This is a genomic window from Glycomyces halotolerans (assembly GCF_054779575.1).
Genome location: NZ_BAAGXZ010000003.1, coordinates 13,471 through 36,327, shown reverse-complemented (window position 1 = coordinate 36,327; position 22,857 = coordinate 13,471). Strand labels below are relative to the sequence as shown.

General features: G+C 70.3%; 24 protein-coding genes and 1 tRNA gene. 9 read left to right on the top strand and 16 right to left on the bottom strand.

Annotated features, from left to right (window positions below; all coding sequences use genetic code 11):
- Window positions 1–62 precede the first annotated feature (62 nt).
- Window positions 63–830, top strand: coding sequence for a VOC family protein (locus ACYVL2_RS03625; RefSeq protein WP_460540285.1), 768 nt, complete (start codon window positions 63–65; stop codon window positions 828–830).
- 10 nt (window positions 831–840) lie between these two features.
- On the opposite strand, the gene ACYVL2_RS03620 is transcribed toward ACYVL2_RS03625, so the two are convergent.
- From ACYVL2_RS03620 to ACYVL2_RS03610, 3 genes are all read right to left on the bottom strand, one after another.
- Window positions 841–1,554, bottom strand: coding sequence for a polyamine aminopropyltransferase (locus tag ACYVL2_RS03620; protein WP_460540283.1), 714 nt, complete (start codon window positions 1,552–1,554; stop codon window positions 841–843).
- Window positions 1,551–2,396, bottom strand: a complete 846-nt coding sequence (locus tag ACYVL2_RS03615) for a class I SAM-dependent methyltransferase (RefSeq protein WP_460540281.1) — start codon at window positions 2,394–2,396, stop codon at window positions 1,551–1,553. The genes ACYVL2_RS03620 and ACYVL2_RS03615 overlap by 4 nt, the downstream gene beginning before the upstream one ends.
- A 146-nt stretch (window positions 2,397–2,542) precedes the next feature.
- Entirely contained in the window at window positions 2,543–3,775 is a 1,233-nt protein-coding gene (locus ACYVL2_RS03610) for an MFS transporter (protein ID WP_460540279.1), read from the bottom strand.
- Between the two features lie 393 nt (window positions 3,776–4,168).
- On the opposite strand from ACYVL2_RS03610, the gene ACYVL2_RS03605 reads away from it, so the two are divergent.
- Window positions 4,169–5,089, top strand: a complete 921-nt coding sequence (locus ACYVL2_RS03605) for a cation diffusion facilitator family transporter (RefSeq protein WP_460540276.1) — start codon at window positions 4,169–4,171, stop codon at window positions 5,087–5,089.
- A gap of 10 nt (window positions 5,090–5,099) precedes the next feature.
- Window positions 5,100–5,366, top strand: a complete 267-nt coding sequence (locus tag ACYVL2_RS03600; RefSeq protein WP_460540274.1) for a Smr/MutS family protein — start codon at window positions 5,100–5,102, stop codon at window positions 5,364–5,366.
- A gap of 46 nt (window positions 5,367–5,412) precedes the next feature.
- On the opposite strand, the gene ACYVL2_RS03595 is transcribed toward ACYVL2_RS03600, so the two are convergent.
- Complete coding sequence (locus tag ACYVL2_RS03595; protein WP_460540272.1) at window positions 5,413–5,664, bottom strand: helix-turn-helix domain-containing protein; 252 nt, start codon at window positions 5,662–5,664, stop codon at window positions 5,413–5,415.
- A gap of 268 nt (window positions 5,665–5,932) precedes the next feature.
- On the opposite strand from ACYVL2_RS03595, the gene ACYVL2_RS03590 reads away from it, so the two are divergent.
- Window positions 5,933–7,198, top strand: coding sequence for a phytase (locus tag ACYVL2_RS03590; RefSeq protein WP_460540270.1), 1,266 nt, complete (start codon window positions 5,933–5,935; stop codon window positions 7,196–7,198).
- A gap of 95 nt (window positions 7,199–7,293) precedes the next feature.
- Here ACYVL2_RS03590 and ACYVL2_RS03585 read toward each other — a convergent pair.
- The 8 genes from ACYVL2_RS03585 to ACYVL2_RS03550 all read right to left on the bottom strand — a co-directional run bounded on the left by ACYVL2_RS03585 (window position 7,294) and on the right by ACYVL2_RS03550 (window position 12,805).
- A tRNA-Met gene (locus ACYVL2_RS03585) sits at window positions 7,294–7,370 on the bottom strand.
- 143 nt (window positions 7,371–7,513) lie between these two features.
- Window positions 7,514–8,428, bottom strand: a complete 915-nt coding sequence (gene era / locus ACYVL2_RS03580; RefSeq protein WP_460540268.1) for a GTPase Era — start codon at window positions 8,426–8,428, stop codon at window positions 7,514–7,516.
- A complete protein-coding gene (locus ACYVL2_RS03575) occupies window positions 8,421–8,759 on the bottom strand; it encodes a cytidine deaminase (RefSeq protein ID WP_460540266.1) in 339 nt (112 codons plus the stop codon). The genes era and ACYVL2_RS03575 overlap by 8 nt, the downstream gene beginning before the upstream one ends.
- A complete protein-coding gene (locus tag ACYVL2_RS03570) occupies window positions 8,752–10,065 on the bottom strand; it encodes a hemolysin family protein (RefSeq protein WP_460540264.1) in 1,314 nt (437 codons plus the stop codon). Before ACYVL2_RS03570 ends, ACYVL2_RS03575 begins: the two co-directional genes overlap by 8 nt.
- A 6-nt stretch (window positions 10,066–10,071) precedes the next feature.
- On the bottom strand, window positions 10,072–10,551 hold the full coding sequence (gene ybeY / locus ACYVL2_RS03565) for an rRNA maturation RNAse YbeY (protein ID WP_460540262.1): 480 nt from the start codon (window positions 10,549–10,551) through the stop codon (window positions 10,072–10,074).
- Window positions 10,529–11,563: a PhoH family protein gene (locus ACYVL2_RS03560; RefSeq protein WP_460540260.1), complete on the bottom strand. Its 1,035-nt coding sequence runs from the start codon at window positions 11,561–11,563 to the stop codon at window positions 10,529–10,531. Before ACYVL2_RS03560 ends, ybeY begins: the two co-directional genes overlap by 23 nt.
- A 140-nt stretch (window positions 11,564–11,703) precedes the next feature.
- The gene (locus tag ACYVL2_RS03555; RefSeq protein WP_460540258.1) at window positions 11,704–12,057 is read right to left on the bottom strand and encodes an HIT family protein; all 354 of its coding nucleotides are present in this window, start codon (window positions 12,055–12,057) and stop codon (window positions 11,704–11,706) included.
- A gap of 25 nt (window positions 12,058–12,082) precedes the next feature.
- Window positions 12,083–12,805, bottom strand: a complete 723-nt coding sequence (locus ACYVL2_RS03550; RefSeq protein ID WP_460540256.1) for an RsmE family RNA methyltransferase — start codon at window positions 12,803–12,805, stop codon at window positions 12,083–12,085.
- An 80-nt stretch (window positions 12,806–12,885) separates the two neighbouring features.
- On the opposite strand from ACYVL2_RS03550, the gene ACYVL2_RS03545 reads away from it, so the two are divergent.
- The 3 genes from ACYVL2_RS03545 (at window position 12,886) to ACYVL2_RS03535 (ending at window position 16,278) form a co-directional block, all read left to right on the top strand.
- On the top strand, window positions 12,886–13,341 hold the full coding sequence (locus ACYVL2_RS03545) for a helix-turn-helix transcriptional regulator (protein ID WP_460540254.1): 456 nt from the start codon (window positions 12,886–12,888) through the stop codon (window positions 13,339–13,341).
- Between the two features lie 10 nt (window positions 13,342–13,351).
- Window positions 13,352–13,762, top strand: coding sequence for a VOC family protein (locus ACYVL2_RS03540; RefSeq protein ID WP_460540252.1), 411 nt, complete (start codon window positions 13,352–13,354; stop codon window positions 13,760–13,762).
- 131 nt (window positions 13,763–13,893) lie between these two features.
- Complete coding sequence (locus ACYVL2_RS03535) at window positions 13,894–16,278, top strand: excinuclease ABC subunit UvrA (RefSeq protein ID WP_460540250.1); 2,385 nt, start codon at window positions 13,894–13,896, stop codon at window positions 16,276–16,278.
- 74 nt (window positions 16,279–16,352) lie between these two features.
- On the opposite strand, the gene dnaJ is transcribed toward ACYVL2_RS03535, so the two are convergent.
- From dnaJ to hemW, 4 genes are all read right to left on the bottom strand, one after another.
- Window positions 16,353–17,492 carry a molecular chaperone DnaJ gene (gene dnaJ, locus ACYVL2_RS03530; protein ID WP_460540740.1) on the bottom strand — a complete coding sequence of 380 codons (1,140 nt, stop codon included), beginning with the start codon at window positions 17,490–17,492 and terminating at the stop codon, window positions 16,353–16,355.
- Between the two features lie 21 nt (window positions 17,493–17,513).
- On the bottom strand, window positions 17,514–18,530 hold the full coding sequence (gene hrcA / locus ACYVL2_RS03525; protein WP_460540248.1) for an HrcA family transcriptional regulator: 1,017 nt from the start codon (window positions 18,528–18,530) through the stop codon (window positions 17,514–17,516).
- Window positions 18,531–18,623: 93 nt separating this feature from the next.
- Window positions 18,624–19,790 (bottom strand): CapA family protein, encoded by a 1,167-nt coding sequence (locus ACYVL2_RS03520; protein ID WP_460540246.1) that lies wholly within the window; start codon window positions 19,788–19,790, stop codon window positions 18,624–18,626.
- 42 nt (window positions 19,791–19,832) lie between these two features.
- Window positions 19,833–21,020, bottom strand: coding sequence for a radical SAM family heme chaperone HemW (gene hemW / locus ACYVL2_RS03515; protein ID WP_460540245.1), 1,188 nt, complete (start codon window positions 21,018–21,020; stop codon window positions 19,833–19,835).
- Between the two features lie 18 nt (window positions 21,021–21,038).
- Here hemW and ACYVL2_RS03510 point away from each other — a divergent pair, with 18 nt between their 5' ends.
- Both ACYVL2_RS03510 and ACYVL2_RS03505 read left to right on the top strand, forming a co-directional pair.
- Window positions 21,039–21,800 carry a Clp protease/crotonase-like domain-containing protein gene (locus ACYVL2_RS03510; RefSeq protein WP_460540243.1) on the top strand — a complete coding sequence of 254 codons (762 nt, stop codon included), beginning with the start codon at window positions 21,039–21,041 and terminating at the stop codon, window positions 21,798–21,800.
- A 71-nt stretch (window positions 21,801–21,871) separates the two neighbouring features.
- On the top strand, window positions 21,872–22,726 hold the full coding sequence (locus ACYVL2_RS03505; RefSeq protein WP_460540241.1) for a hypothetical protein: 855 nt from the start codon (window positions 21,872–21,874) through the stop codon (window positions 22,724–22,726).
- The last annotated feature ends 131 nt before the right edge of the window (window positions 22,727–22,857 follow it).

The window sequence follows — 22,857 nt, the reverse complement described above, 5'->3', positions numbered from 1 at the left end:
GGATCCGAGCATCGGCACGAATCCGCGCCCGACCGACGCCCGTGCGCGCCTACACTTCCCAGATGACCACACCATGGATGACCGTCTTCTGGGACCTGCCGGGCGCCGGCTTCGAAGCCGGCGCCGAGTTCTGGCTCGACATCACCCGGTCGATCCTCTCGCCCCGCCGCGGCCCCGACGGCGAGTTCGCCACGCTCGTTCCCCCGGACGGCGACCCTTATATGAGGGTCCAGCGCATCGGATCCGGCGACGGCGGTGTCCACCTCGACCTCCACACCGAGGACGTGGAGGCCGAGACCGACCGGGCCCTGTCGCTCGGCGCGACGATCCTGAACCGGGACGAGGGCCTGTCGGTGATGCGATCGCCCGGCGGGTTCGTCTTCTGCGTCGTCGACTACCACGGCGAGACGGCCCGGCCGGTGCCGGCCCGCTCCCCCGCCGGCCAGCTCAGCATCGTCGACCAGCTGTGCATCGACATCCCGCCGCGGCACTACGAGAGCGAAATCGAGTTCTGGCCGGCGCTCACCGGCCACGAGCAGGTGGCCACCGGCAGACCCGAGTTCCAGCGGCTCCTTCGCCCTCCGGGAAGACCGATCGGATTCCTCCTGCAGCGGCTGGACTCGGCCGGCCCGGACGAGCCGACCCGCGCGCACATCGACCTCGCCTGCTCCGATGTAGAGGCGGAGACCCGACGCCACGTCCGGTTGGGCGCCACCGCGCTCGAGCGATTCGAAGGCTGGCAGGTCCTCAGGGACCCGGCGGGATTGACGTACTGCATCACCGCCAGGGACCCGCAGACGGGCCTGCCCTCAGGCGGGCAGTCGTTCTGACCGGCCGCCGTCAGTCCTTAGTAGCCAGGTAGACGGTGTTGGAGGCCTTTCCCTGTGTCAACGGGTTGTCGAACCAGATCCGTTCGGCCTCGACGTCGACGAAGGCCGTCTCCAGCAGGGCCGAGAACTCCTCGTCCGGCGGGTCGTCGGACCACATGGCGAACGTGCCGCCCGACTTGAGGTGCGCGGACATCGACCGCAGACCGTCCATGGTGTAGAAGGCCGCGTGCGGGTAGTGCAGGACCCGCCACGGCGAATGGTCGATGTCGAGCAGGATCGCGTCGTAGCGCCGGCCGGGCTCCTCGGGGTCGAAGCCCTCCTCGCTCATCGCGGCGGCGAAGAAGTCGCCGCACGTGAACGTCACCTGCGGGTCCGAGGCCAGACCGGCGGTGTCGGGGATCAGCTCGCGCTCGTGCCAGTCGATCACCGCCTCCGAATACTCGAAGACCGTGAGCGTCTCGACCTTCGGGTCCTCCATCACCGCCTTCGCAGTGTAGCCCAGGCCCAGCCCTCCGACGACGACGCCGAAGTGATCGCCGGGGGTGCGGGCGAGCGCCAGATCGGCCAACTTGACCTCGGCCGCGGTGAACAGGCTCGACATCAGAAAGTCCTCGTCGAGCTTGACTTCGTACACCTCGCCGCCGACCACCGGGTCGAATCGGCGCCGCAGGCTGATCTCCCCCATAGGCGTCGAACGCCAGTCCAGTTCCTCGATGCGGTTCATCCCCTCATCGAACCAGGCCCGAGATCACGGTCGTCGGCGACCCGGGAGACGGTCAGCAGGTGGTTGCTCGCGCCCAACAGCGAAGGCTCCCGCTCGATCACCCGCAGGCCCTCGAGCAGGTGCTCGCGGATCTCCTCGTCGTCGATGATCGCCTCCAGCTCGGGGATGTAGCCGGGGAATCCCTGGACCGCGTACTGGTCCGGTCCGGCCATGCCGGCCTTGGCGAACTCCGCGGCGATCTCCCCGGGGTGGTGAAAGTAGGCGGTGGTGAAGACGCCCTGGTCGAAGTAGCGCAGCTCCCCTTCGGCGAGGACGCGCAGGCTCGCCGCGGCCGACAGCGAACCGATCGTCTTCTGCGAGTTCCACAGGAGCCAGTCGCACCAGCCGGCGGTGCGGTTGATCGTCACCGCCGCGACCGTGCCGCCGGGCCGGGCCACGCGCGCCGCCTCGCTGAGAGCGCGGACGCGGTGCTCGGGATCGGTCAAGTGGTACAGCGGGCCCATGAGCAGCACGGCGTCGAAGGCGTCGTCCGGGCAGCGCAGATCGCGGGTGTCGCCGACCTCGGCCTCGACACCGGGCAGCCGCGCGGCTGCCGCCACGTGGCTCTCGACCGGATCGATCACGGTGACCCGGTGCCCGTCCTCGGCGAGCCACTCGGCGTGGACGCCGGTCGCGCCGCCGACGTCGAGCACGTCGAGCCCGTCGCCGGGCAGGATCCGCCGCAGCAGCTCCTGCATCCGCGTGAACTCCAGCCGGCCGCGGGCCTTGGCCCGCAGCCGCTCGCGCTCACCGCCGCGCTCGTAATAGGCCTTGATCTCCGGTTCGAGTTCCCACTTGGACATGGGACCGATTCTCGTCGAACGGGCCCCGAGCTGCGAGCGAGTTTCCGCGCCGACCGGCGGTGGCGACGGCGGCCGGTCGGTCCAGGCCGACGCGCTCCCGCAAGCCCGCCCTGCCATACGGCCAGCCGCCGTTCGAACATCTCACCTCATCGCTCATCGAGGCTGACGCGCGGGTCCGGGTCCAACGCGCCTTTTCGGCGGCGGCGCGCCACGAGCAGGGCGACCGGCACGAGCAGCAGCGCCCCGATCCACAGCACGCTCGGCGGCCCCGACGCGTCGACCACCGCGCCCCCGGCGAAGGAGCCGACCGCGATGGAGAGGTTGAACATCATGGTGTTCAGGCTCGTCGCGGCCTCGGCATCGCCCGGCGCCGCCTGCAGGTACCAGGTCTGGACCGCCGGTGACACCATGCCGTAGCCCACGCCCCACAGCACCAGGACCGCGGCCGCGGAGAACACGTCGCCGACCGCCAGCGCCATGAAGACCATGCCCAGCGCCATCGCCGCGGCCAGTCCGAGGAGCGTGCCGCGCAGGCGCCGCCCGATGAGCGCACCGGAGGCGACCGTGGCCGCCAGGGCCGCGATGCCGAAGACCATGAGCAGGCCGCCGACACTGCCGCCGTCGATGCCGGCGCTCAACAGGATCGGGCTGATGTAGGTGTAGGCGACGAAGTGCCCCGAGACGATCAGGAAGGTCAGCGCCAGCCCGGCGCGCACGCCGCGGTTGTCGCGGACCATGCGCGGCAGGGACGCGAAGCGGACGGTGCCGGTGGACGGCAGCGCCGGAACCAGGACGGCGATCGCGGCGAGCACGGCCAAGGCCAGGCCGCCGAGCACGGCCAGGGCCGCGCGCCAACCGAACAGGTCGCCGATGAAGGTCCCCGCCGGGACGCCCAGGACGGTCGCGGCGCCGATCCCGCCGTACACGGCGGCGGTCGCGCGCGGCACGTAGGCCCGCGGCACCAGGCGCAGGGCGATGCCGCCGGCCACCGACCAGAACGCGCCGATGCTGACGCCGACCAGCACGCGGGCGAGGATCATCAGGCCGAAGCCTTCGGCGACGGCCGAGCCGAAGTTCGCGGCGGCCACCAGCGCGGCCAGCGCGAGCAGGACCTTCTTGCGGTCGGCGCGGCCGGTGAGGACGGTGCTGACCGGCGCGGCGACGGCGGCGACCAGACCGGGGACGGTGATCATGAGGCCGGCGGTGCCGGCACTGACGCCGAGGTCGGAGCCGATCGGGGTGAGCAGGCCGACCGGGAGCATCTCGGCGGTCATGACGACGAAGACGCCGAGGGCGACGGCGGCGACCGAAAGCCACTGCCGGAGGGTGGGCCGCTCGTCGGTCCTGGAGGTGGAGCGGGCGCGTTCGAGGGTGGTCACGACGCTTGGGCCTTTCGTTCTCGGTTCTCGGCACGACCCGGGTCGGGTCTTCTCATGCCGGAACCGGTCCACCACTCGGTCCACGCGTCGGCCACGCGGGCGCGGTCTGCACAGGGGCCGGAGGTTCCTCGTCGGAGGAGGTCGGCCGGGGCAAGGGATCCTCACCCCTTGGCGGTGCGCAGTGCCGTCGCCCTGTCCGAACGCTGCGCGTCCGGGGCGTCGCCGCACCGCAACGGTAACACCGCCCGGCGACATGGACGGTCCCGAATGGCGCTCATGTGGCCGAGTCGTCGACGCCGATGTAGCGGCCGCATGCCACACTCGATCTGCGCGAGGCCGTGCCCGGTGGAACAGGGCCCAGCGCATCACCCCGACGGAAGGAAAGACCCGGACATGTCTGCAGAGGGCGGGACCAAGGCGATCCTGGCGGCGATGTTCGCCAACGCGGGAATCGCGGTCAGCAAGTTCATTGCGGCCGGGATCACCGGTTCGGCCTCGATGCTCGCCGAGGGGGTCCACTCGGTGGCGGACACGAGCAACCAGGCGCTCCTGCTGCTGGGCAAGAAGCGCTCCGAGCGGGAGGCGAGCCCGGCGCACCCGTTCGGCTACGGCCGCGAACGCTACGTGTACGCCTTCATCGTCTCGATCGTGCTGTTCACCGTCGGCGGTATCTACGCCCTCTACGAGGGCTACCACAAGCTCTCCGACCCGCACGAACTCAGCTCGCCGATGTGGGCGATCGGCGTCCTGGTGATCGCGATCGTCCTGGAGTCGTTCTCGCTGCGCACGGCCGTCCGGGAGTCGAACGCCGTCCGCGGCGGGCAGACGTGGGTCCAGTTCGTTCGAGGCGCGAAATCGCCCGAGCTGCCGACGGTGCTGCTGGAGGACATCGGCGCGCTCGTCGGCCTGGTGGCCGCACTGCTGGGCGTGGGCCTGGCGGTCCTCACCGGGAACCCCGTGTTCGACGCGATCGGCACCGTCGTCATCGGCGTGCTGCTGGTCCTCATCGCCGTCGTCCTGGCGATCGAGATGAAGAGCCTGCTCATCGGCGAATCGGCGACGCTGGCCGACATCGGCGCGATCGAGGCCGCGATCATGGCCGAGGGCGACATCGACCGCATCATCCACCTCAAGACCCTGCACATCGGGCCCGAGGAACTCCTCGTCGCCGCCAAGATCGCGATCGAGGACCGCCAGACCGGCGACGAGATCGCCGCCCACATCGACGGCGCCGAGAACCGCATCCGCGCGGCCGTGCCGAAGGCCACGCTGATCTACCTCGAACCCGACCTGTACCGCGCATCGGCCGAATAGGGAGGCGGACATGGCCAAGCTGGTCCTGGACCTGCACGACATCTACAACAAGGGCGCCCAGATCGACCGGGCGCTGCGGGACGTCATCGACGAGGCGATCGCCAAGAAGATCGACACCGTCGAGATCATCCCCGGCAAGGGGTCGGGGCAGCTGAAGAAGAAGGTGCTGCGGTTCCTCGACCAGAAGGAGATCAAGGCGCTCTACCACCGGGTCGACAAGGACTCGAAGAACTTCGGGCGCCTGTTCGTGTACTTCAAGCACAAGCGCCGCAAATGAAGACGAAGCGGCCGGCGTGCCGCCGCACCGGCGGCGGCACGCGCCCCTAGTCGGTGTCGGGTTCGGCGCCCAGCACCTCCAGCAGCCGCAGCACCGGCACCCGGTAGCTGTGACCGATCCGCAGCACCGGGACGGGGAACTGCCCGTCCTTGGCCAGCCGGTAGGCGACCGTCCTTCCGATGCCGAGGATCTGCGCGGCCGTCTCGACATTGGTCATCACACCGAGCGACTTGACCCGCTCGACGGTCCAGACCTCGTCTTCGACACTCGAAGGCTCCACCTTCGCTTCCGGCGTCATCGTCTTCCTTTCCCCTCGGCGGCGCTCGCGGACCGCGATCCGGTCGATCGGCCCGTCCGGCGCGGGGGGCGCCGGCTCACCGCCGTCTGGGACCAGTCGACCTCACATGTCACGCCAAGTCCAGAACGAGGGCCCGGATTCACCCGCACGCGTGGCATCGCGGACGCCGCCGCGCTCTTTTGGGGCACAGGACAACATGGGTTCACGCGGGAGTCACCGAGAGCATCGATCATCGGAGTGCTCCTCTCCCCGACCATTGGAGGCCCCCGTGCTCCCCCGTCTGTTCGGCCTGACCGCCCTCGCCGCCGTCGCGGTCCTCGCGGCCGCGTCGGCCGCTCCCGCGCATCACGATCCGGACGAGCCCGTCACCGCGCGGCTGGAGACCCCGCCGCTGTGGGACGAGGACGACGCCGACGCCGACGACCCGGCCATCTGGGTCCACCCCGAGGATCCGGAGCGGAGCCTGGTCATCGGCACCGCCAAGGAGGCGGGCATGTACGTCTACGACCTCGACGGCGTCGAACGCCAGTTCCTCCCGCCCAAGGCCCCGCCCTCCGAAGGCGACGAAGGCGGCCGGTACAACAACGTCGACCTCGTCTACGGATTCGACCTCGACGGCCGCACCGTCGACCTCGCCGTCGCCTCCGACCGCGGTCTCGACCGCATCGGCGTCTGGACCGTCGACCCCCAGACCGGCGTCCTCACCGAGGTCACCGACGTCGGCATGGAGCCGATCTTCAACGCCGACCAGGACCGGATCAACGAGGAGCGCACCGCCTACGGACTGACGACCTGGACCGACCGCACCGGCTCCTACGTCCTGGTCAGCCAGGCCTCCGAGACCCGCGTAGCGCTGCTGCGCCTGACCGCGACCGGTACCGGCGCGGTCGGCTACGAACCGGTCCGCACCATCGAGCTCCCCGCCGAGTTCGGCCTGCCCGACGGCACCTCCTGGACCCCCTGCACCGACCCCGGCGAAGGCCCGCAGGTCGAGGGCATGGTCGTCGACGCCGCGCGGAACGTCGCCTACCTCGGCCAGGAGGAGATCGGCATCTGGCGCGTCCCGGCCGACCTGACCGGAGAGCCGCGCCTGATCGACCGCGCGGTCGAATTCGGGCTGCCCGGCCGCTTCGACGAGGAGGCCGACGACTGCGTCCACGGCGACGACCCCGGGTTCGGCGGCGAGCGTCTGCGCACCGACATCGAGGGCCTGACGATCTACCACCGGAACGGCGGCAAGGGCTACCTGCTGGCCTCCAGCCAGGGCGACGACTCCTTCGCCGTCTACGCGACCGAGGGCCGCAACCGCTACCTCGGCTCCTTCTCGGTCGACGACGGGGACGCGGCCGACGGCGCCCAGCACAGCGACGGCGCCGCCGTGGTCAATGTCGGACTGGGCCAGTTCGACCAGGGACTCCTGGTCGTCCAAGACGGCGACAACACCCCCGAGGGCAGCGACGAGTCCAGCACCAACTTCAAGTTCATCGCCTGGTCCGACGTCGTCGACGGCGGTACGGTCAAGGGCCTGCGCTGACGGCTCCGAGCGAGGGCCCCGGCCGGCGCTCCGGCCGGGGCGTTGCGGGGCGCGGGCACGAAAAAACCCCGGCCCTTGCGGACCGAGGTCTTCGTTGGTAGCGGGAGGCGGATTTGAACCACCGACCTCCAGGTTATGAGCCTGGCGAGCTACCGAGCTGCTCTATCCCGCGTCGATGAATTAAGCGTACATGATGCCGGAAAGAGCCTGCAAGGGAGGGTTCGGTGAGTGCCGTCACTACGCAGCTGCGCGCGTTCGTGCGCAAACGATGCGCACAGGTGATCCGAACGCGGTCCGCCCGTGCGGTGCCCGCTCTCAGAAGCCGAGGCGCTCGAGCAGCTTCGGGTCGCGCTGCCAGTCCTTGGCGATGCGGACGTGCAGATCAAGGTAGACCCGCCCGCCGATGAGCTGCGCGATGCCCTTGCGGGCCTGCGTACCCACCCGCTTGAGCCGTTCACCGCGCTTGCCGATGATGATGCCCTTCTGGCTGGCGCGCTCGACGTAGATCTCGGCCCAGATCTTCTTGCGCGGGCCTCCCTCGCTCATCTCCTCCTCGATGTCCTCGATGACCACGGCGATCGAGTGCGGGAGCTCGTCGCGCACGCCTTCGAGGGCCGCCTCGCGGATGAGCTCGGCCATCATCACCCGCTCGGGCTCCTCGGTGATCATCCCCTCCGGGTAGAGCTGCGGCGACTCCGGCAGGTGGCTGGAGAGCACCTTGACCAGCGTGTCGAGGTTCTCGCCGGTCTTGGCCGACACCGGCACGACGTCGGCGAAGTCGGCCAGGTCGGCGACGTTCGTCAGGTGCCGGACCAGTTCGTCCTTGCTCACCAGGTCGATCTTGGTGGCCACGGCGACGACCTTGGCCCGCAGGTCCTTGATCTCCTGGGCGATGAAGCGGTCGCCGGGACCGGGCTTCTCGTTGGCCGGCAGGCACAGGCCGATCACGTCGGTCTCCGACCAGGTCTGGCGGACCAGCTCGTTGAGCCGCTCGCCGAGCAGTGTGCGGGGCCGGTGCAGGCCGGGAGTGTCGACCAGGATGAGCTGGGAGTCGGGCCGGTGGAGGATCGCGCGCACCACGTGCCGGGTCGTCTGCGGCCGCTTGGAGGTGATGGCGATCTTCTGGCCCATGATCGCGTTCGTCAGCGTCGACTTGCCCGCGTTGGGGCGGCCGATGAAGCAGGCGAAGCCGGCCCGGTACGGCAGGCCGCCGGAGGCGTCGTCAGGCAATTCGGGTCACCTCTTTGCGGACGACCGAGTAGACGAGCACGCTCTCGGCGAGCTCGCGGGCCGCCCGCATGCCCTCCTCGTCGGATTCGGACCCGAAGACGACGGCCGCCTCGAGCGTCTCGGCGCCGGCCGCGAAGGCCTGCGCGACCGCCGCCTGCAGCGCGGTCAGCTTCAGCGAGGGCAGGTCGACCGCCGCCGAGGCGTAAGTGCGGCCGATGCCGTCGCGGACGGCCGCACCCGTGCGCTGCTGGACTCGGCCCGCGGCGCCGCGGGCGAGCGTGACGAGCTTCGCGTCCTCGGCGTCGAGCGCTTCGACGGTCAGGTCAGACATTGATTTCGTGCCTCTCATCGTTGGTGGACTCCGCGCCGGTCGGGACGGTGTCGTCGGCTTCGGGCAGTCGGCTGACGCGCACCGTCTCGATGCGGTTGCGGCGGCCAACGGTACCCTCCGCGGTCAGCTCCAGGCCGGACAGTACGGCCCGGTCCCCGGCCAGCGGCACCTTCCCGAGCTCGTGGGCGAGGAGCCCGGCGACGGTGTCGACGTCGACTTCGGGCAGTTCGACCGCGAACAGCTCGGCCAGGTCGTCGATCGAGAGCCGGGCGGTGACCCGCGCGGACCGGTCGTCGAGCCAGGCCACCGGCGGCAGCTCGTTGTCGTACTCGTCGGTGATCTCGCCGACGATCTCCTCGAGGATGTCCTCGATGGTGACCAGGCCGGCGGTGCCGCCGTACTCGTCGACGACCATGGCGATGTGGATGCGGGCCTTCTGCATCTCCCGCAGCAGGTCGTCGACCGGCTTGGAGTCGGGCACGAACGAGACCGAGCGCATCACCTCGGCCACCGGCGGGTCGACCCCGTCGAGCCGGGCGAGGTCCTTGAGATAGGCCACGCCGCGGACGTCGTCGAGGTCCTCGCCGACCACGGGGATGCGGGAGAAGCCCGAGCGCAGTGCGACGCGTTTGGCCTCGCCGGCGTTCACCTCGGCCGAGACCCAGACCATGGCCGTGCGCGGCACCATCACCTCGCGGGCGACGGTGTCGCCGAGGGCGAACACCGACTCGATCATGTCGCGTTCGTCGTGGTCGACGGTACCGGAGGCCTCGGCGGCGTCGACCATCTCGCGGATCTCGATCTGCGAGGTCGCGAACGGGCCCTCGCGGAACCCGCGGCCCGGGGTGACGGCGTTGCCGATGAGGATCAGCAGCCGCGCGAGCGGGCCGAGCGCGACACCGAGCAGGTAGACGGCCCCGGCCGCGGCCAGCGCGATCGGGTAGGCGTGCTGCCGGCCCACCGTGCGGGGGCCGACGCCGATGACGACGAAGGACACCACCGTCATGATCGCGGCGGTGATGCCGACCGCGGCCCACGAGCCCTCCCAGGTGTGGAAGGCCGCGGCGGCCGTGAGCGCCACGGCGGTGGCCTCGCAGGCGACGCGCAGCAGTATCAGCAGGTTGAGGTGCTTCGGCAGGTCGTCGGTGATGCGGACCAGGGCGGGCGCGCCGCGGCGGTGCTGCTCGGCCAGTTCGGCCGAGCGGGCGGGTGAGACGACGGTGAGCGCCGAGTCCACCATGGCGGCGAGCCCGGCGACGAGTATGAGGGCGATCGCCGTGGCGAGAAGGGTGTAGACCAAGCCCATCGGGACCTAACTCTCCGCGCTCTGGGCGGCGCGCCGTCTGGCGCGCCAGGCTTCGAGCAGCCGGTTCTGCAGGCCGAACATCTCCTTGGCCTGCTCGGGTTCGGCGTGGTCGTAGCCGAGGATGTGGAGCACGCCGTGGACGGTGAGCATGTGCAGCTCCTCGGCGGTGGAGTGCCCGGCCTCCTGGGCCTGGGCCTCGGCGACGTCGGGCGAGAGCACGAGGTCGCCGAGGATCGGCGTGGTCGGCTCCACCGAGTCCGGCTTCGACGGCATGGCGTCGTCCATGGGGAACGACAGCACGTCGGTGGGCCCGCTGCCGCCCATCCAGCGGCGGTTGAGCTCGGTCATGTGGTCGACGTCGACGACCAGGATCGAGAGCTCGGCGAGCGGGTTCACGCCCATCTCCCGGAGCGCGAAGCCGGCCACGGCCGTGACCCCGACCTCGTCGACCTCGCGCCCGGACTCATTGACGATTTCGATGCCCACTGCCGCTCCGGTGCCTGTCGTCGGAATCGCCGCGCGCGGCGTCCCATTTCTCGTAAGCGTTCACGATATCGCTGACCAGCTGGTGCCTGACCACGTCCTGGGCCGAGAGGGTGGAGAACGAGACGTCCTCGACGTCGCCGAGGATCTCCCGCACGGCGCGCAGGCCCGAGCCGGTTCCGCGAGGAAGGTCGATCTGGGTGACATCACCGGTGACCACCATCTGCGACCCGAATCCGAGCCTGGTCAAGAACATCTTCATCTGCTCGGGCGTGGTGTTCTGCGCCTCATCGAGAATGATGAACGCATCATTGATCGTCCTTCCGCGCATGAAGGCCAGCGGCGCGACCTCGATGGTGCCGGACTCCATGAGTTTGGGGATGGAGCCGGGGTCGAGCATGTCGTGCAGCGCGTCGTAGAGCGGACGCAGGTACGGGTCGATCTTCTCCCCGAGCGTGCCGGGCAGGAAGCCGAGCTTCTCGCCGGCCTCCACGGCCGGCCGGGTCAGGATGATCCGGTTGACCTCCTTGGCCTGGAGGGCCTGGACGGCCTTGGCCATGGCCAGGTAGGTCTTGCCGGTGCCGGCCGGGCCGATGCCGAAGACGATGGTGTGCTCGTCGATGGCCTCGACGTAGCGTTTCTGCCCCAGGGTCTTGGGGCGGATGGCCTTGCCGCGACGGGAGACGATGTTGTGGGTGAGCACGTCGACGGGCCGCTCGGCGGGAGCGGTCTCGAGCATGTCCTCGGTGCGCCGGATGATGTCGGGATCGACGTTCTCGCCGTTCTCGATCAAGGCGAGCAGCTCCTTCAGGAGTCGTGCGGTGGCGTGGGCTTCGCCGTTGACGCCGGTGATGGTGATGGTGTCGCCGCGAACGTGCACGTCGACGCCGGGGTTGCGGCGTTCGATGTAGCGAAGGTTCTCGTCCGCATTGCCGAGCAGGGCCATGAGCGCCCGCTGGTCGGCGACGGTGATCGTCGAGGTGATCTGGCCGGATTGCGTGGAGCGGTCGGTCATAGGCTTCGCCCGTGCGGGCTGTTCGCCACCTGCTTCCCAATAGGAGATGTACGACGGACGTCGGCCGTCGATTGCGCTGCCTCAATGGTAAATCCCGCCACCGACCTCCGACAATGAGAAATCGGCTACGGCCGGAGGTTTCAGACCGACAGCATCGGGCCGAGCGGTTTGCCCCCGAACACGTGGAGATGGACGTGCTGGACCTCCTGCCGGGAGTCGGGACCGGAGTTGGCCAGCATCCGCCAGCCGCTCTCGGCGACGCCCTCGTCGTCGGCCACGTCAGCGGCCACGGCGAGCACCTCGGCCGCCAGGTCGGGGTCGCGGCGGACCAGTTCGGCCACGTTGGCGTGGTGGTCCTTGGGGATGATCAGCACGTGCGTGGGCGCCTGGGGGTTGATGTCGTGGAACGCCAGCACCCGCTCGGTCTCGCGGACCTGCTTCGAAGGGATCTGGCCGGCGACGATCTTGCAGAACAGGCAGTCGGAGTCGTTCATCCCCCGATCTTAAGCGCATCGGTCCTCACCACCGGCCCAGGCGCGCCTGCAGCACCGCCAGCGCGGCCGGCCCGGCGGTGGAGGTGCGCAGCACGGTCCGGCCCATGCGGATCGGTTCGCCGAACTCGGCGAGGGCGGCCAGTTCGTCGGGGCTGATGGACCCTTCGGGGCCGATGACGAGGGCGATCTCGCCGGTGCCGGCGAGTTCGACTCCGGACAGGGGCGCGGTGGCCTCCTCGTGGAGGACGAGGACCCGCGCGGCCTCGCGCAGCCGGGCGAGGAGCTGCTTGGTGGTGTGGAGCTCGGCCACGTGGGCCAGGTGGGCGCGGCGGGCCTGTTTGGCGGCTTCGCGGGCGGTGGCGGCCCATTTGCCGCGCGCCTTCTCGCCGCGCGGGCCCTTCCATTGGGTTATCGAGCGCGAGGCGGACCACGGGATGACCTCGTCGACGCCGATCTCGGTGAGCATCTGCACGGCCCGTTCGCCGCGGTCGCCTTTGGGGAGGGCCTGGACGACGGTGAGCTTCGGGTCGGGTGCGGGCACGGTGCGGCGTTCGAGGATCTCGAGGGTGAGGCTGCCGCGTTCGGCGGCGGTGACACGGGCTCGGGCGAGGCCGCCGGCGCCGTCGGCGAGGGTCAGCGTCTCGCCTGGGCGGATGCGCTGGACATCGGCGGCGTGGTGCCCTTCGGGCCCGTCGAGCACGCTGTGGGCGCTCTCGGGCAGGGCGTCGACGAGGAAGACCGGATCCACGGCGGCAGTCTAGGCCCGGCGGTCCGGCTCCCTTACCGCGGCTGGGGTCGGCGTGCTTGTGGGTGTCGGTGGCGCGTGACATGATCGCTCTCGTGACCAGCAGGACCACCGCGGAGCAGCATTTGAGCGATCTGGCGCGGCTGCGCCGCGTCCGCGACCGGATCGACCGGGAGTACGCGAAGCCGCTGGATGTGGAGGCGCTGGCGCGCGGGGCGAACATGTCGGCGGGGCACCTGAGTCGCCGGTTCAGGATCGCGTACGGGGAGTCGCCGTACTCCTATTTGATGACGCGGCGGATCGAGCGGGCGATGGCGCTGCTGCGGCGGGGCGACTTGAGCGTCACCGAGGTCTGCTTCACGGTCGGCTGCTCGTCGCTGGGCACCTTCAGCACTCGCTTCACCGAGCTGGTCGGGGTGCCGCCGAGCGTCTACCGGGAGCGAGCGGCGGGCGCGACGGCGGGGATCCCCTCGTGCGTGGCCAAGCAGGTGACCAGACCGGTCAGGAATCGAGAAGCGCCGGCTTCGGGCCGCGCATAGGGTGGCGTTCATGGACATCACGATTCACCAGGCGTTCCTGCCGCATGACGACGCGGACGCCGCTCTGGCCTTCTACCGCGACACGCTCGGCTTCGAAGTGCGAGGCGATGTCGGTTACGAGGGGATGCGCTGGATCACCGTCGGTCCGCCCGGGCAGCCGGGCACTTCCATCGTCCTGCACCCGCCGGGGGCCGATCCGGGGACGACGGACGAGGAGCGCCGCCTCATCGCCGAGATGATGGCCAAGGGCACCTTCGGGGCGATCATCCTGGCCACGCCGGATCTCGACGGCGTCTTCGAGCGGCTGCAGGCCGGTGACGCCGAGGTGGTCCAGGAGCCGACCGACCAGCCTTACGGGGTGCGCGACTGCGCCTTCCGCGACCCGGCCGGGAACATGGTCCGCATCCAAGAGCACCGCTGAGCGGTTCGCGAACGCCACCGCCGACATCCCGGGCCGCGGCCGGGACGCTCGTCTCGGTCGCGGTCGCACCAGGAAACCCCGATGGAGATCGCGCGGGCGGGCCCGCGTGACGGATGGAGACACGATTGAGCATGGCCGCGAGAACGAAAGCGCAGTCCCCTTCGGTGCACGTCGCCGACAGCCACGATCTGATCCGCGTGCACGGGGCGCGCGAGAACAACCTCAAGGACGTCAGCGTCGAGTTGCCGAAGCGTCGGCTGACGGTGTTCACCGGCGTGTCGGGCTCGGGCAAGAGCTCGCTGGTGTTCGGCACGATCGCCGCGGAGTCGCAGCGGATGATCAACGAGACCTACAGCGCCTTCGTGCAGGGTTTCATGCCGAACCTGGCGCGGCCGGAGGTCGACGTCCTGGACGGGTTGACGACCGCGATCATCGTCGACCAGGAGCGGATGGGTTCGGATCCGCGCTCGACGGTCGGCACCGCCACGGACACCGGTGCGATGCTGCGGATCCTGTTCAGTCGGCTCGGGGAGCCGCACATCGGGTCGCCGCAGGCGTTCTCGTTCAACGTCGCCTCGATCAGCGGGGCGGGCGCGGTCTCTTTCGAGCGCGGCGGGAAGACGGTGAAGGAGCGGCGCGACTTCAACATCACCGGCGGGATGTGTCCGCGCTGCGAGGGCCGCGGAGCGGTCTCGGACTTCGATCTGGGCGCGCTGTACGACGAGAGCCTGTCGCTGAACGAGGGCGCGCTGACCATCCCCGGGTACACGATGGACGGCTGGTACGGGCGGATCTTCCGCGGCTGCGGTTTCTTCGACCCGGACAAGCCGATCGGCAGGTTCACCAAGTCCGAGCTCGACGCGCTGCTCTACAAGGAGCCGACGAAGATCAAGGTCGAGGGCGTCAATGTGACCTATGAGGGGCTGATCCCGAAGATCCAGAAGTCGTTCCTGTCCAAGGACCGCGAGGCGATGCAGCCGCACATCCGCGCGTTCGTGGACCGGGCGATCACGTTCACCACCTGCCCCGATTGCGAGGGCACGCGGTTGAACGAGTCGGCCCGGTCCTCGAAGATCGACGGTGTGAGCATCGCCGACTGCAGTGCGATGCAGATCAGCGACCTGGCCGAATGGGTCCGGGATCTCGAGGCGCCGTCGGTGGCGCCGCTGCTGGAGAAGCTGCGGCACACGCTCGACTCGTTCGTGGAGATCGGGCTCGGCTACCTGTCGCTGGACCGGTCCTCGGGGACGCTGTCGGGCGGGGAGGCGCAGCGGGTCAAGATGATCCGCCACCTCGGTTCCTCGCTCACCGATGTGACCTACGTGTTCGACGAGCCGACCGCGGGACTGCACCCGCACGACATCCAGCGGATGAACGACCTGCTGCTGCGGCTGCGGGACAAGGGCAACACGGTGCTGGTCGTCGAACACGAGCCGGAGACGATCGCGATCGCCGACCATGTGGTCGACCTCGGTCCGGGGGCCGGGCACGACGGCGGGCGGATCGTCTTCGAGGGCACCGTCGAGGCGCTGGGCGCCAGTGACACCGTCACCGGGCGGCACCTGGACGACCGGGCCGAGCTCAAGGCGTCGGTCCGCAAGCCCACCGGCAAGCTCGCGATCCGGGGCGCCGACGCGCACAACCTGCAGAACGTCGACGTCGACGTGCCGCTGGGCGTGCTGTGCGTGGTCACCGGCGTCGCCGGGTCCGGCAAGAGTTCGCTGCTGCACGGCTCGATCCCGGCGGACGCCGAGGTGGTCTCGGTCGACCAGACGCCGATCAAGGGCTCGCGGCGGAGCAACCCGGCGACGTACACCGGGCTGCTCGACCCGATCCGCAAGGCGTTCGCGAAGGCCAACGGCGTGAAGCCGGGGCTGTTCAGCGCGAACTCCGAGGGCGCCTGCCCGGCGTGCAACGGCGCCGGGGTGATCTACACCGACTTGGCGATGATGGCCGGGGTGGCCACGACCTGCGAGGAGTGCGAGGGGAAGCGGTTCGGCGCCTCGGTGCTCGAATACCGTTTCGGCGGCCGGGACATCAGCGAGGTGCTGGGGATGTCGGTGGCCGAGGCGCACGCGTTCTTCGCCGACGCCGACTCGAAGGTCCCGGCGGCCGCGAAGATCCTCTCGCGCATGGAGGACGTCGGACTGGGCTATCTGACACTGGGACAGCCGCTCACCACGCTGTCGGGCGGCGAGCGGCAGCGGCTCAAGCTGGCCACCCACATGGGCGAGAAGGGCGGGGTCTACCTGCTCGACGAGCCGACCACGGGCCTGCACCTGGCCGACGTCGAGCAGCTGCTGGGTCTGCTGGACCGGCTGGTGGAGTCCGGCAAGTCGGTCATCGTGATCGAGCACCACCAGGCGGTCATGGCGCACGCGGACTGGATCATCGACCTCGGTCCGGGGGCCGGGCACGACGGCGGACGGATCGTCTTCGAGGGCACGCCCGCCGATCTGGTGGCCGGCCGGTCGACGCTCACCGGCGAGCACCTGGCGGCGTACGTCGGGGCCTGACCGCGGAGGCGGCGTGTGAGACGCGACGGGCCGCGACCCCTCGGGGTCGCGGCCCGCATCGCTATCCGGGTTCGTCAGGCGTGGCCGTTGAAGGCGTCACGCATCCGGGAAAAAAAACCCGAGCCGGTTTTGACCTCGCGAATCTCCTCGTCGCGGAGGGTGGCGAGCTTCTTGAGCAGTTCCTCCTGCTCGCCGTCGATCTTGGTGGGCGTGCGCACGTCCAGTTCGACGTACAGGTCGCCGCGGACGCCGCCGCCGCGCAGCTTCGGCACGCCCGCGCCGCGGACCTTCTTGACCGTGCCCGGCTGCGTGCCGGGAGCGACGTCGATCTCGACCTGGTCGTCGATGGTGTGGACGTTGAGCTTGGTGCCCAGCGCCGCCTGCGTCATCGGGACGCGGACGCGGCAGTGCAGGTCCGAGCCCTCGCGGGTGAAGATCTCGTGCGGCTTCTCGTGGACCTCGACGTAGAGGTCGCCGGCGGGGCCGCCGCCGGGGCCGACCTCGCCTTCGCCGGAGAGGCGGATGCGCATGCCGTCCTCGACGCCGGCGGGCACCTTGACGGTGATGCGCCGGCGGGAGCGGACGCGCCCTTCGCCGCCGCATTTGCGGCACGGGTCGTCGATGATGGTGCCGTAGCCCGAGCACGCCGAGCACGGCCGGGCGGTGCGGACCTGGCCGAGGATCGTGCGCTGCACGACCTGGACCTCGCCGGAGCCGCCGCAGGTGGTGCAGGTCTGCGGTTCGGCGTCCCCTTCGGTGCAGGTGCCGTCGCATTCGTCGCACTGGACCGCCGTGTCGACCGTCAGTGTCGACTCGGTGCCGAAGGCGACCTGCTCGAGGTCGAGGTCGAGGCGCAGGAGCGCGTCGTTGCCCGGTCGCCGGCGCGAGCGCGGCCCGCGGCGTCCGAAGCCGCCCATGGAGCCGCCGAAGAAGGCGTCCATGATGTCCTCGAAGCCCATGAACGGGCCGGCGCCTCCGGCGCCGCCGCCGGCCATGCGGTCGAACGGGTCGCCACCGGCGTCGACGATGGCCCGCTTCTGCGGGTCCATGAGGACCTCGAATGCGGCGTTGATCTCCTGCAGCCGCTCTTCGGCGTCCGGCTCGTCGCTGACGTCGGGGTGGTATTTGCGCGCCAGTTTCCGGTACGCCTTCTTGAGGTCGTCCTCGGTGGCGTTGCGTTCGACGCCGAGGATCGCGTAGTAGTCCTTAGCCACGTGCGTTCTCATAGCCCCTTGTCAGCGGTTCTGTTCCAAAATCTCGGAGACGTAGCGTGCCACGGCGCGGACGGCCGCGATCGTGCCCGGGTAGTCCATGCGGGTGGGTCCGAGCACGCCCATGTGCCCGACCACCGAACCTGGACCGTACCCGGCGGTGACCACCGCGGTCTCGCGGAAGTCGTCGATCTCGTTCTCGTCGCCGATGCGGACGGTCAGCAGCGGCCCGGTGTCGGCCCGGCCCAGCAGCTGCATGAGCACGACCTCCTCCTCGAGCGCTTCGAGGATCGACCGCAGCGACCCGTGGAAGTAGGCGGTGTGGCGGGTGAGGTTGGCCGCGCCGGCGACGGCGACGCGCTCGTCGGTGCGGGCCACGACCGTCTCGATCAGGACGCGCGCCAGCTCGGAGACGGCGGTCTCCAGCTCCGGGCGGGCCAGGTCGGCGAGCTCGCCGATGATCCGGGGGGCGTCGGTCAGCGGCTTGCCCTGGAGCTGCTCGTTGACGAGCCGGCGCAGTTCGAAGACGTCGTCCTCGCTGAGGTCGACCGACGGCTCGAACTGGCGCTGCTCGACGCGGCCGGTGTCGGTGATCATGACGATCATCGCCCGTCTGGGGCCGAGCGAGACCAGCTCGAGGTGGCGGACGGTCGAGCGGTTGAGGCTCGGGTACTGGACGACCGCGACCTGGTGGGTCAGCTGGGACAGCAGCCGCACCGTCCGGGTGACGACGTCGTCGAGGTCGATGGCCTCGGCCAGGAAGCGGTGGACCGCGCGGCGTTCGGCGGCCGAGAGCGGCTTGATCTTGCCGAGCCGGTCGACGAACAGCCGGTAGCCCTTGTCGGTGGGGATGCGGCCGGCAGAGGTGTGCGGCTGGTGGATGTAGCCGGCGTCCTCGAGGTAGGCCATGTCGTTGCGGACCGTGGCCGCCGAGACGCCCAGGCCGTGGCGCTGGGCCACCGCCTTGGACCCCACCGGCTCCTGGGTGGCGACATAGTCCTCGACGATGGCACGCAGCACTTCGAGCTTGCGATCGTCCATCGCTGCCACGTCCCTTCGTTCTCGCGGTTGCCTTTATCCGACCGGACTCAAGTTTGGCACTCCAAGCTTCAGAGTGCCAGTCTACGGTTCGGCTCAGACACCGGGGAGGATGAGCGCGCCGTCGTCGCCGACGGTGACGCCGGCGTCGCCGAAATCGGACGCCAGTTCGTTGAGCTTCTCGATCGCCGCGCCCTCGGGGTCCAGTTGCGGGTAGCCCCGGTCGTCCATGCGGCTGGGGACGATCCGGCCGCCCTGGAAGGAGCCGTCCTCGAGGAAGTCGACCTTGAGGATGCCGGAGATGCCCAGGGGACCGTCGGTGCTGAACAGGTTCTGGCCGCCGCCGAAGTTGCCCAGCGAGTAGGCGATGAGCTTGCCGTTGTAGAGCTCCATGCCCCGCAGCACGTGCGGTCCGTGGCCGACGACCAGGTCGGCCCCGGAGTCGACGCAGGTGCGCGCGAAGGCCCGGGTGTCACCGCGGTTCTCGCCGAGGTAGTTCTCGACGCCCTCGGGGACGTGCTGGTGGTCGGTGCCCTCGGCGCCGAGGTGGGCGGTGGCCACGACCAGGTCGGCCGAGGCCCTCGCGGCCGACACCAGCGAGGCGACCGCGTCGAGGTCGCGGACGTCGGTGTAGAAGTAGTAGGGCGCGAAGCCGACCACGGCCACGGTCAAGTCACGCGCTGGGGCGGTGACGACCTCGTCCTTCATGCCCGACAGCTCCATGCCAGCGCCGGTGACCGCCTCGAGGGTCTCCTGGGCGCCGTCGGGGCCGGCGTCCCAGCCGTGGTTGTTGGCGATGTTGAGCACGTCGAACCCGGCCTCGGCGAAGACCTCGGCGTACTCGCCGGGCAGCCGGAAGTACGTGCACGAGCCGCCGCCGCACTTGTCGAACTCCAGGGTCGAGAGCGCCCCTTCCATGTTGGCGATGACGACGTCGCCGGTGAGCTCGTCGACCACCCCGCTGAAGAAGCTCGCGCCGCCGTCGGAGGCCATCCGGTTCGGATACGAGCCCGGGAAGGTGTCACCGACGTGGGTGATGGTGACCGGCTGCGGCGGCTCCGGCGAGGGCGACTCGGACGGGGTCTCCTCGCCGGCGCCGGCGCCGCCGTCGTCGTCGACCGGGGGCGGCGGCTCCTCGGCAGAGCAGGCCGCGACCGAGGCGACGCCGGCGAGCGCGCCGGTCAGGAGGCCGCGCCGGGGAAGAGCAGCGCCTTGCAGGCCTCGCAGCGCGTGCGGCGGGGTGTTCTGGAGTGAGCTTTGCATGGGTGTGGGCTCCGGAATATGGGGGATGTCGTGGGCCGCCGATCAGGCCGTGAGATCTCTCACGACCGCGTCGGCGAGCAGTCGGCCTTTGAGGGACAAGCGGAGGCGACCGCCCTCGATGACGGCCAGGCCGTCGGCGACGACCTGCTTCGCGGCCGTCGCGCCGTTGGTACGGAGCCACGATACCGGCAGACCTGCACTGAGGCGAGTCCGCAGCATCACGCGCTCGAGGTAGGCGTCATCTTCGGAGAGCATCTCATGTCCGGCGACGGGCAGCTCGTGGGCGAGGGCCGCCGCATAGGTGGAGGGGTGCTTGTGGTTCCACCACCGCAGGCCCGGCAGGTGCGAATGGGAGCCCGGACCCGCGCCCCACCAGTGGCCGCCGTCCCAGTACAGCAGGTTGTGCCGGCACCGGGCCTCGGGAGAGCGGGCCCAGTTCGACACCTCGTACCAGGAGAAACCGGCCTCGCTCAGGACCGCCTCAGCCGCCAGATAGCGGTCGGCGGCCACGTCGTCGGACGGCCCGGGGACCTGGCCGGACCGGATGCGGCGGGCCAGCCGGGTGCCGTCTTCGACGATGAGGGCGTAGGCCGACACGTGGTCCACGCCCGCGTCGACCGCGGCGCGGAGGCTGGCCTCGAAATCGGCCTCGCTCTCCCCGGGCGTGCCGTATATCAAGTCGAGGCTCACGTGCTCGAAGCCGCCTGCGCGGGCGTGCTCGACGGCCGCCAGCGCCTTGTCCGGCGAGTGTTCGCGGTCCAACACCCGCAGCACGTGCGGGGCGGTCGACTGCATGCCCACCGACAACCGGTTGAACCCGCCGGCGCGAAGCTCGGCCAGATATGCGGCGTCGACCGACTCGGGATTGGCCTCGGTGGTGACCTCGGCGTCCGGAGCCAGACCGAACTGCCGGTCGATCTCGGCGAGGATCGCGGCGAGATCGGCGGCCGGCAGCAGCGTCGGCGTGCCGCCGCCGAAGAAGACCGTGTCGACCCGCGGCCGGGAGCCGGCACGATCGTCGAACACCGCGGCGGCGGCGCGGACCTCGGCGCGGACGATGCCCGCATAGGTCTCCCTCGAGACGCCGGCGCCCAGCTCGGAAGCGGTGTAGGTGTTGAAGTCGCAATAGCCGCAACGCGAGACGCAGAACGGCACATGGACGTAGAACCCGAAGCCCCGGCGAGCGGTCTCGGGCGAACTCGCTGCGGCGGCTATGACTGCTGACGGCACGCGGTCTACCGTACTGGCGTGGAACCTGATGACGCACCGATCGCCTACCGCGCCGACCGCGCGGTGGCGACCATTACGCTCAACGACCCCGACCGCCGCAACGCACTCTCGACCGCGCTGATCGCACGGCTCCGCGAGGCGCTCGAAGCGGCCGACGACGACGCCTCGGTCCGGGTCGTCGTCCTCGACCACGCCGGTCCGGTCTTCTGCGCCGGCGCCGACCTGGGCGAGTCGGCCGCCGCCCGAAGCGAGGCCGAACTGCCGGCCTCCCGCCTGGCCGAGGCGCTGGCCGACATCGCCGAGTCCCCCAAACCGGTGGTGGCCCTGGCCCGCGGTGCCGTTCGCGGCGGCGGGATGGGCCTGCTGGCCGCCGCGGACGTGTCGGTCTGCGGCGCCGACACCCGGCTGGCGTTCAGCGAAGTGCGCCTCGGCGTGGTCCCGGCCGTCATCGGCCCGGTCGTCGCCCGCCGGATCGCGCCGGGCCGGATGCGGGAGCTGTTCCTCACCGGCGAGACCTTCACCGCGGCCGAAGCCGCCGCCTGGGGACTGGTCAGCGCCGTCGACGCGGACCCCGACGAGGCCGCCGGAGCGCTGACCGCGGCACTGCTCAAGGGCGGCCCGTCCGCGCAGGCCGGCATCAAGGAACTCACCGCCGAGCCCGAGCTGCGAGCGCGGCTGCGCGAGGCCGCGGCCCGAACGGCCGAGTACTTCTTCTCCGCCGAAGGGCGCGAAGGCGTCCGGTCGTTCCTTGAGAAACGCGCCCCGGCCTGGGTAGATTAGGGCGCGTTCAACAGCCCCGGCCGGGGCTGTTGAACGCGCCCTGAGTGGCTCCCACCCGGATCGGAGGTACGTTGCGCCCCCTTCGCGTATGCACCGCGGCCCTCGCCGTCGTATTCGCCGCCGGCCTCACCGCCGGTTGCGGCGACGAGGTGCGGGACATGCTCTCCCCCAAGCCGACCGGCTGCTACATCGGCCACGGCGAGGAACCGCTGCACCTGACTTCGGAGCAGACCTACCACGCGGCGACCATCGCCGCGGTCGGCCAGCGCGACGGGATGGGGGAACGAGCGGTGGCCGTGGCGATCGCGACCTCCTTCCAGGAGTCGGGGCTGGCCAACATCGATTACGGCGACCGCGATTCGGTGGGGCTGTTCCAGCAGCGGCCCAGTTCCGGTTGGGGCACCGAAGAGGAGATACTCGACCCGGTCTACTCCTCGTTCAAGTTCTACGAGAAGCTGCGGCGGATCGAGGGCTGGGAGGAGATGGAGCTGGGCGACGCGGCGCAGGCGGTGCAGGTCAGCGCGTATCCGGACGCCTACGACCAGTGGGAGGACGAGGGGTTGACGGTCGCGGCGGCCTTCGCCGGCGGCCAGGAGGCCGGGGTGTCGTGCATCGCCGGGACGAGCGAGGAGCTCTCGACCGATGCCGCAGCGCTGGCCGAGGCGTACGCCGAGCAGTGGGGCGCCGAGGCGCCCGCTGTGGACGGTTCGGTGGTGTCGATCGCGGTCGGCGACGAGGCGTCGGGGTGGACTCGGGCCGCGTGGGCGGTGGCGAAGTCGTACGAATTCGACTTGGCGTCGGTGTCGTTCGCAGGGCTGCGTTGGGAGCCGGGGGAAACGGGCTGGGTGGTGCCGGACGGCGAGGTCGCCGAGGTCGCCGCCACCGATGTGTCTATTGTGACCATATCCTTGAATGCTCCGCGATAGCCGTTGTAGGACGTTTCACTCCGGTTACCGGTAGTCGGTGCGGCCGATGAGTGTTCGGCCGCGGTTCATTCGTCCGCTATCGACGTTTTGTGACGCATGCAACTGCGCTTGGTGGGCTGAGGGAGTCAGAC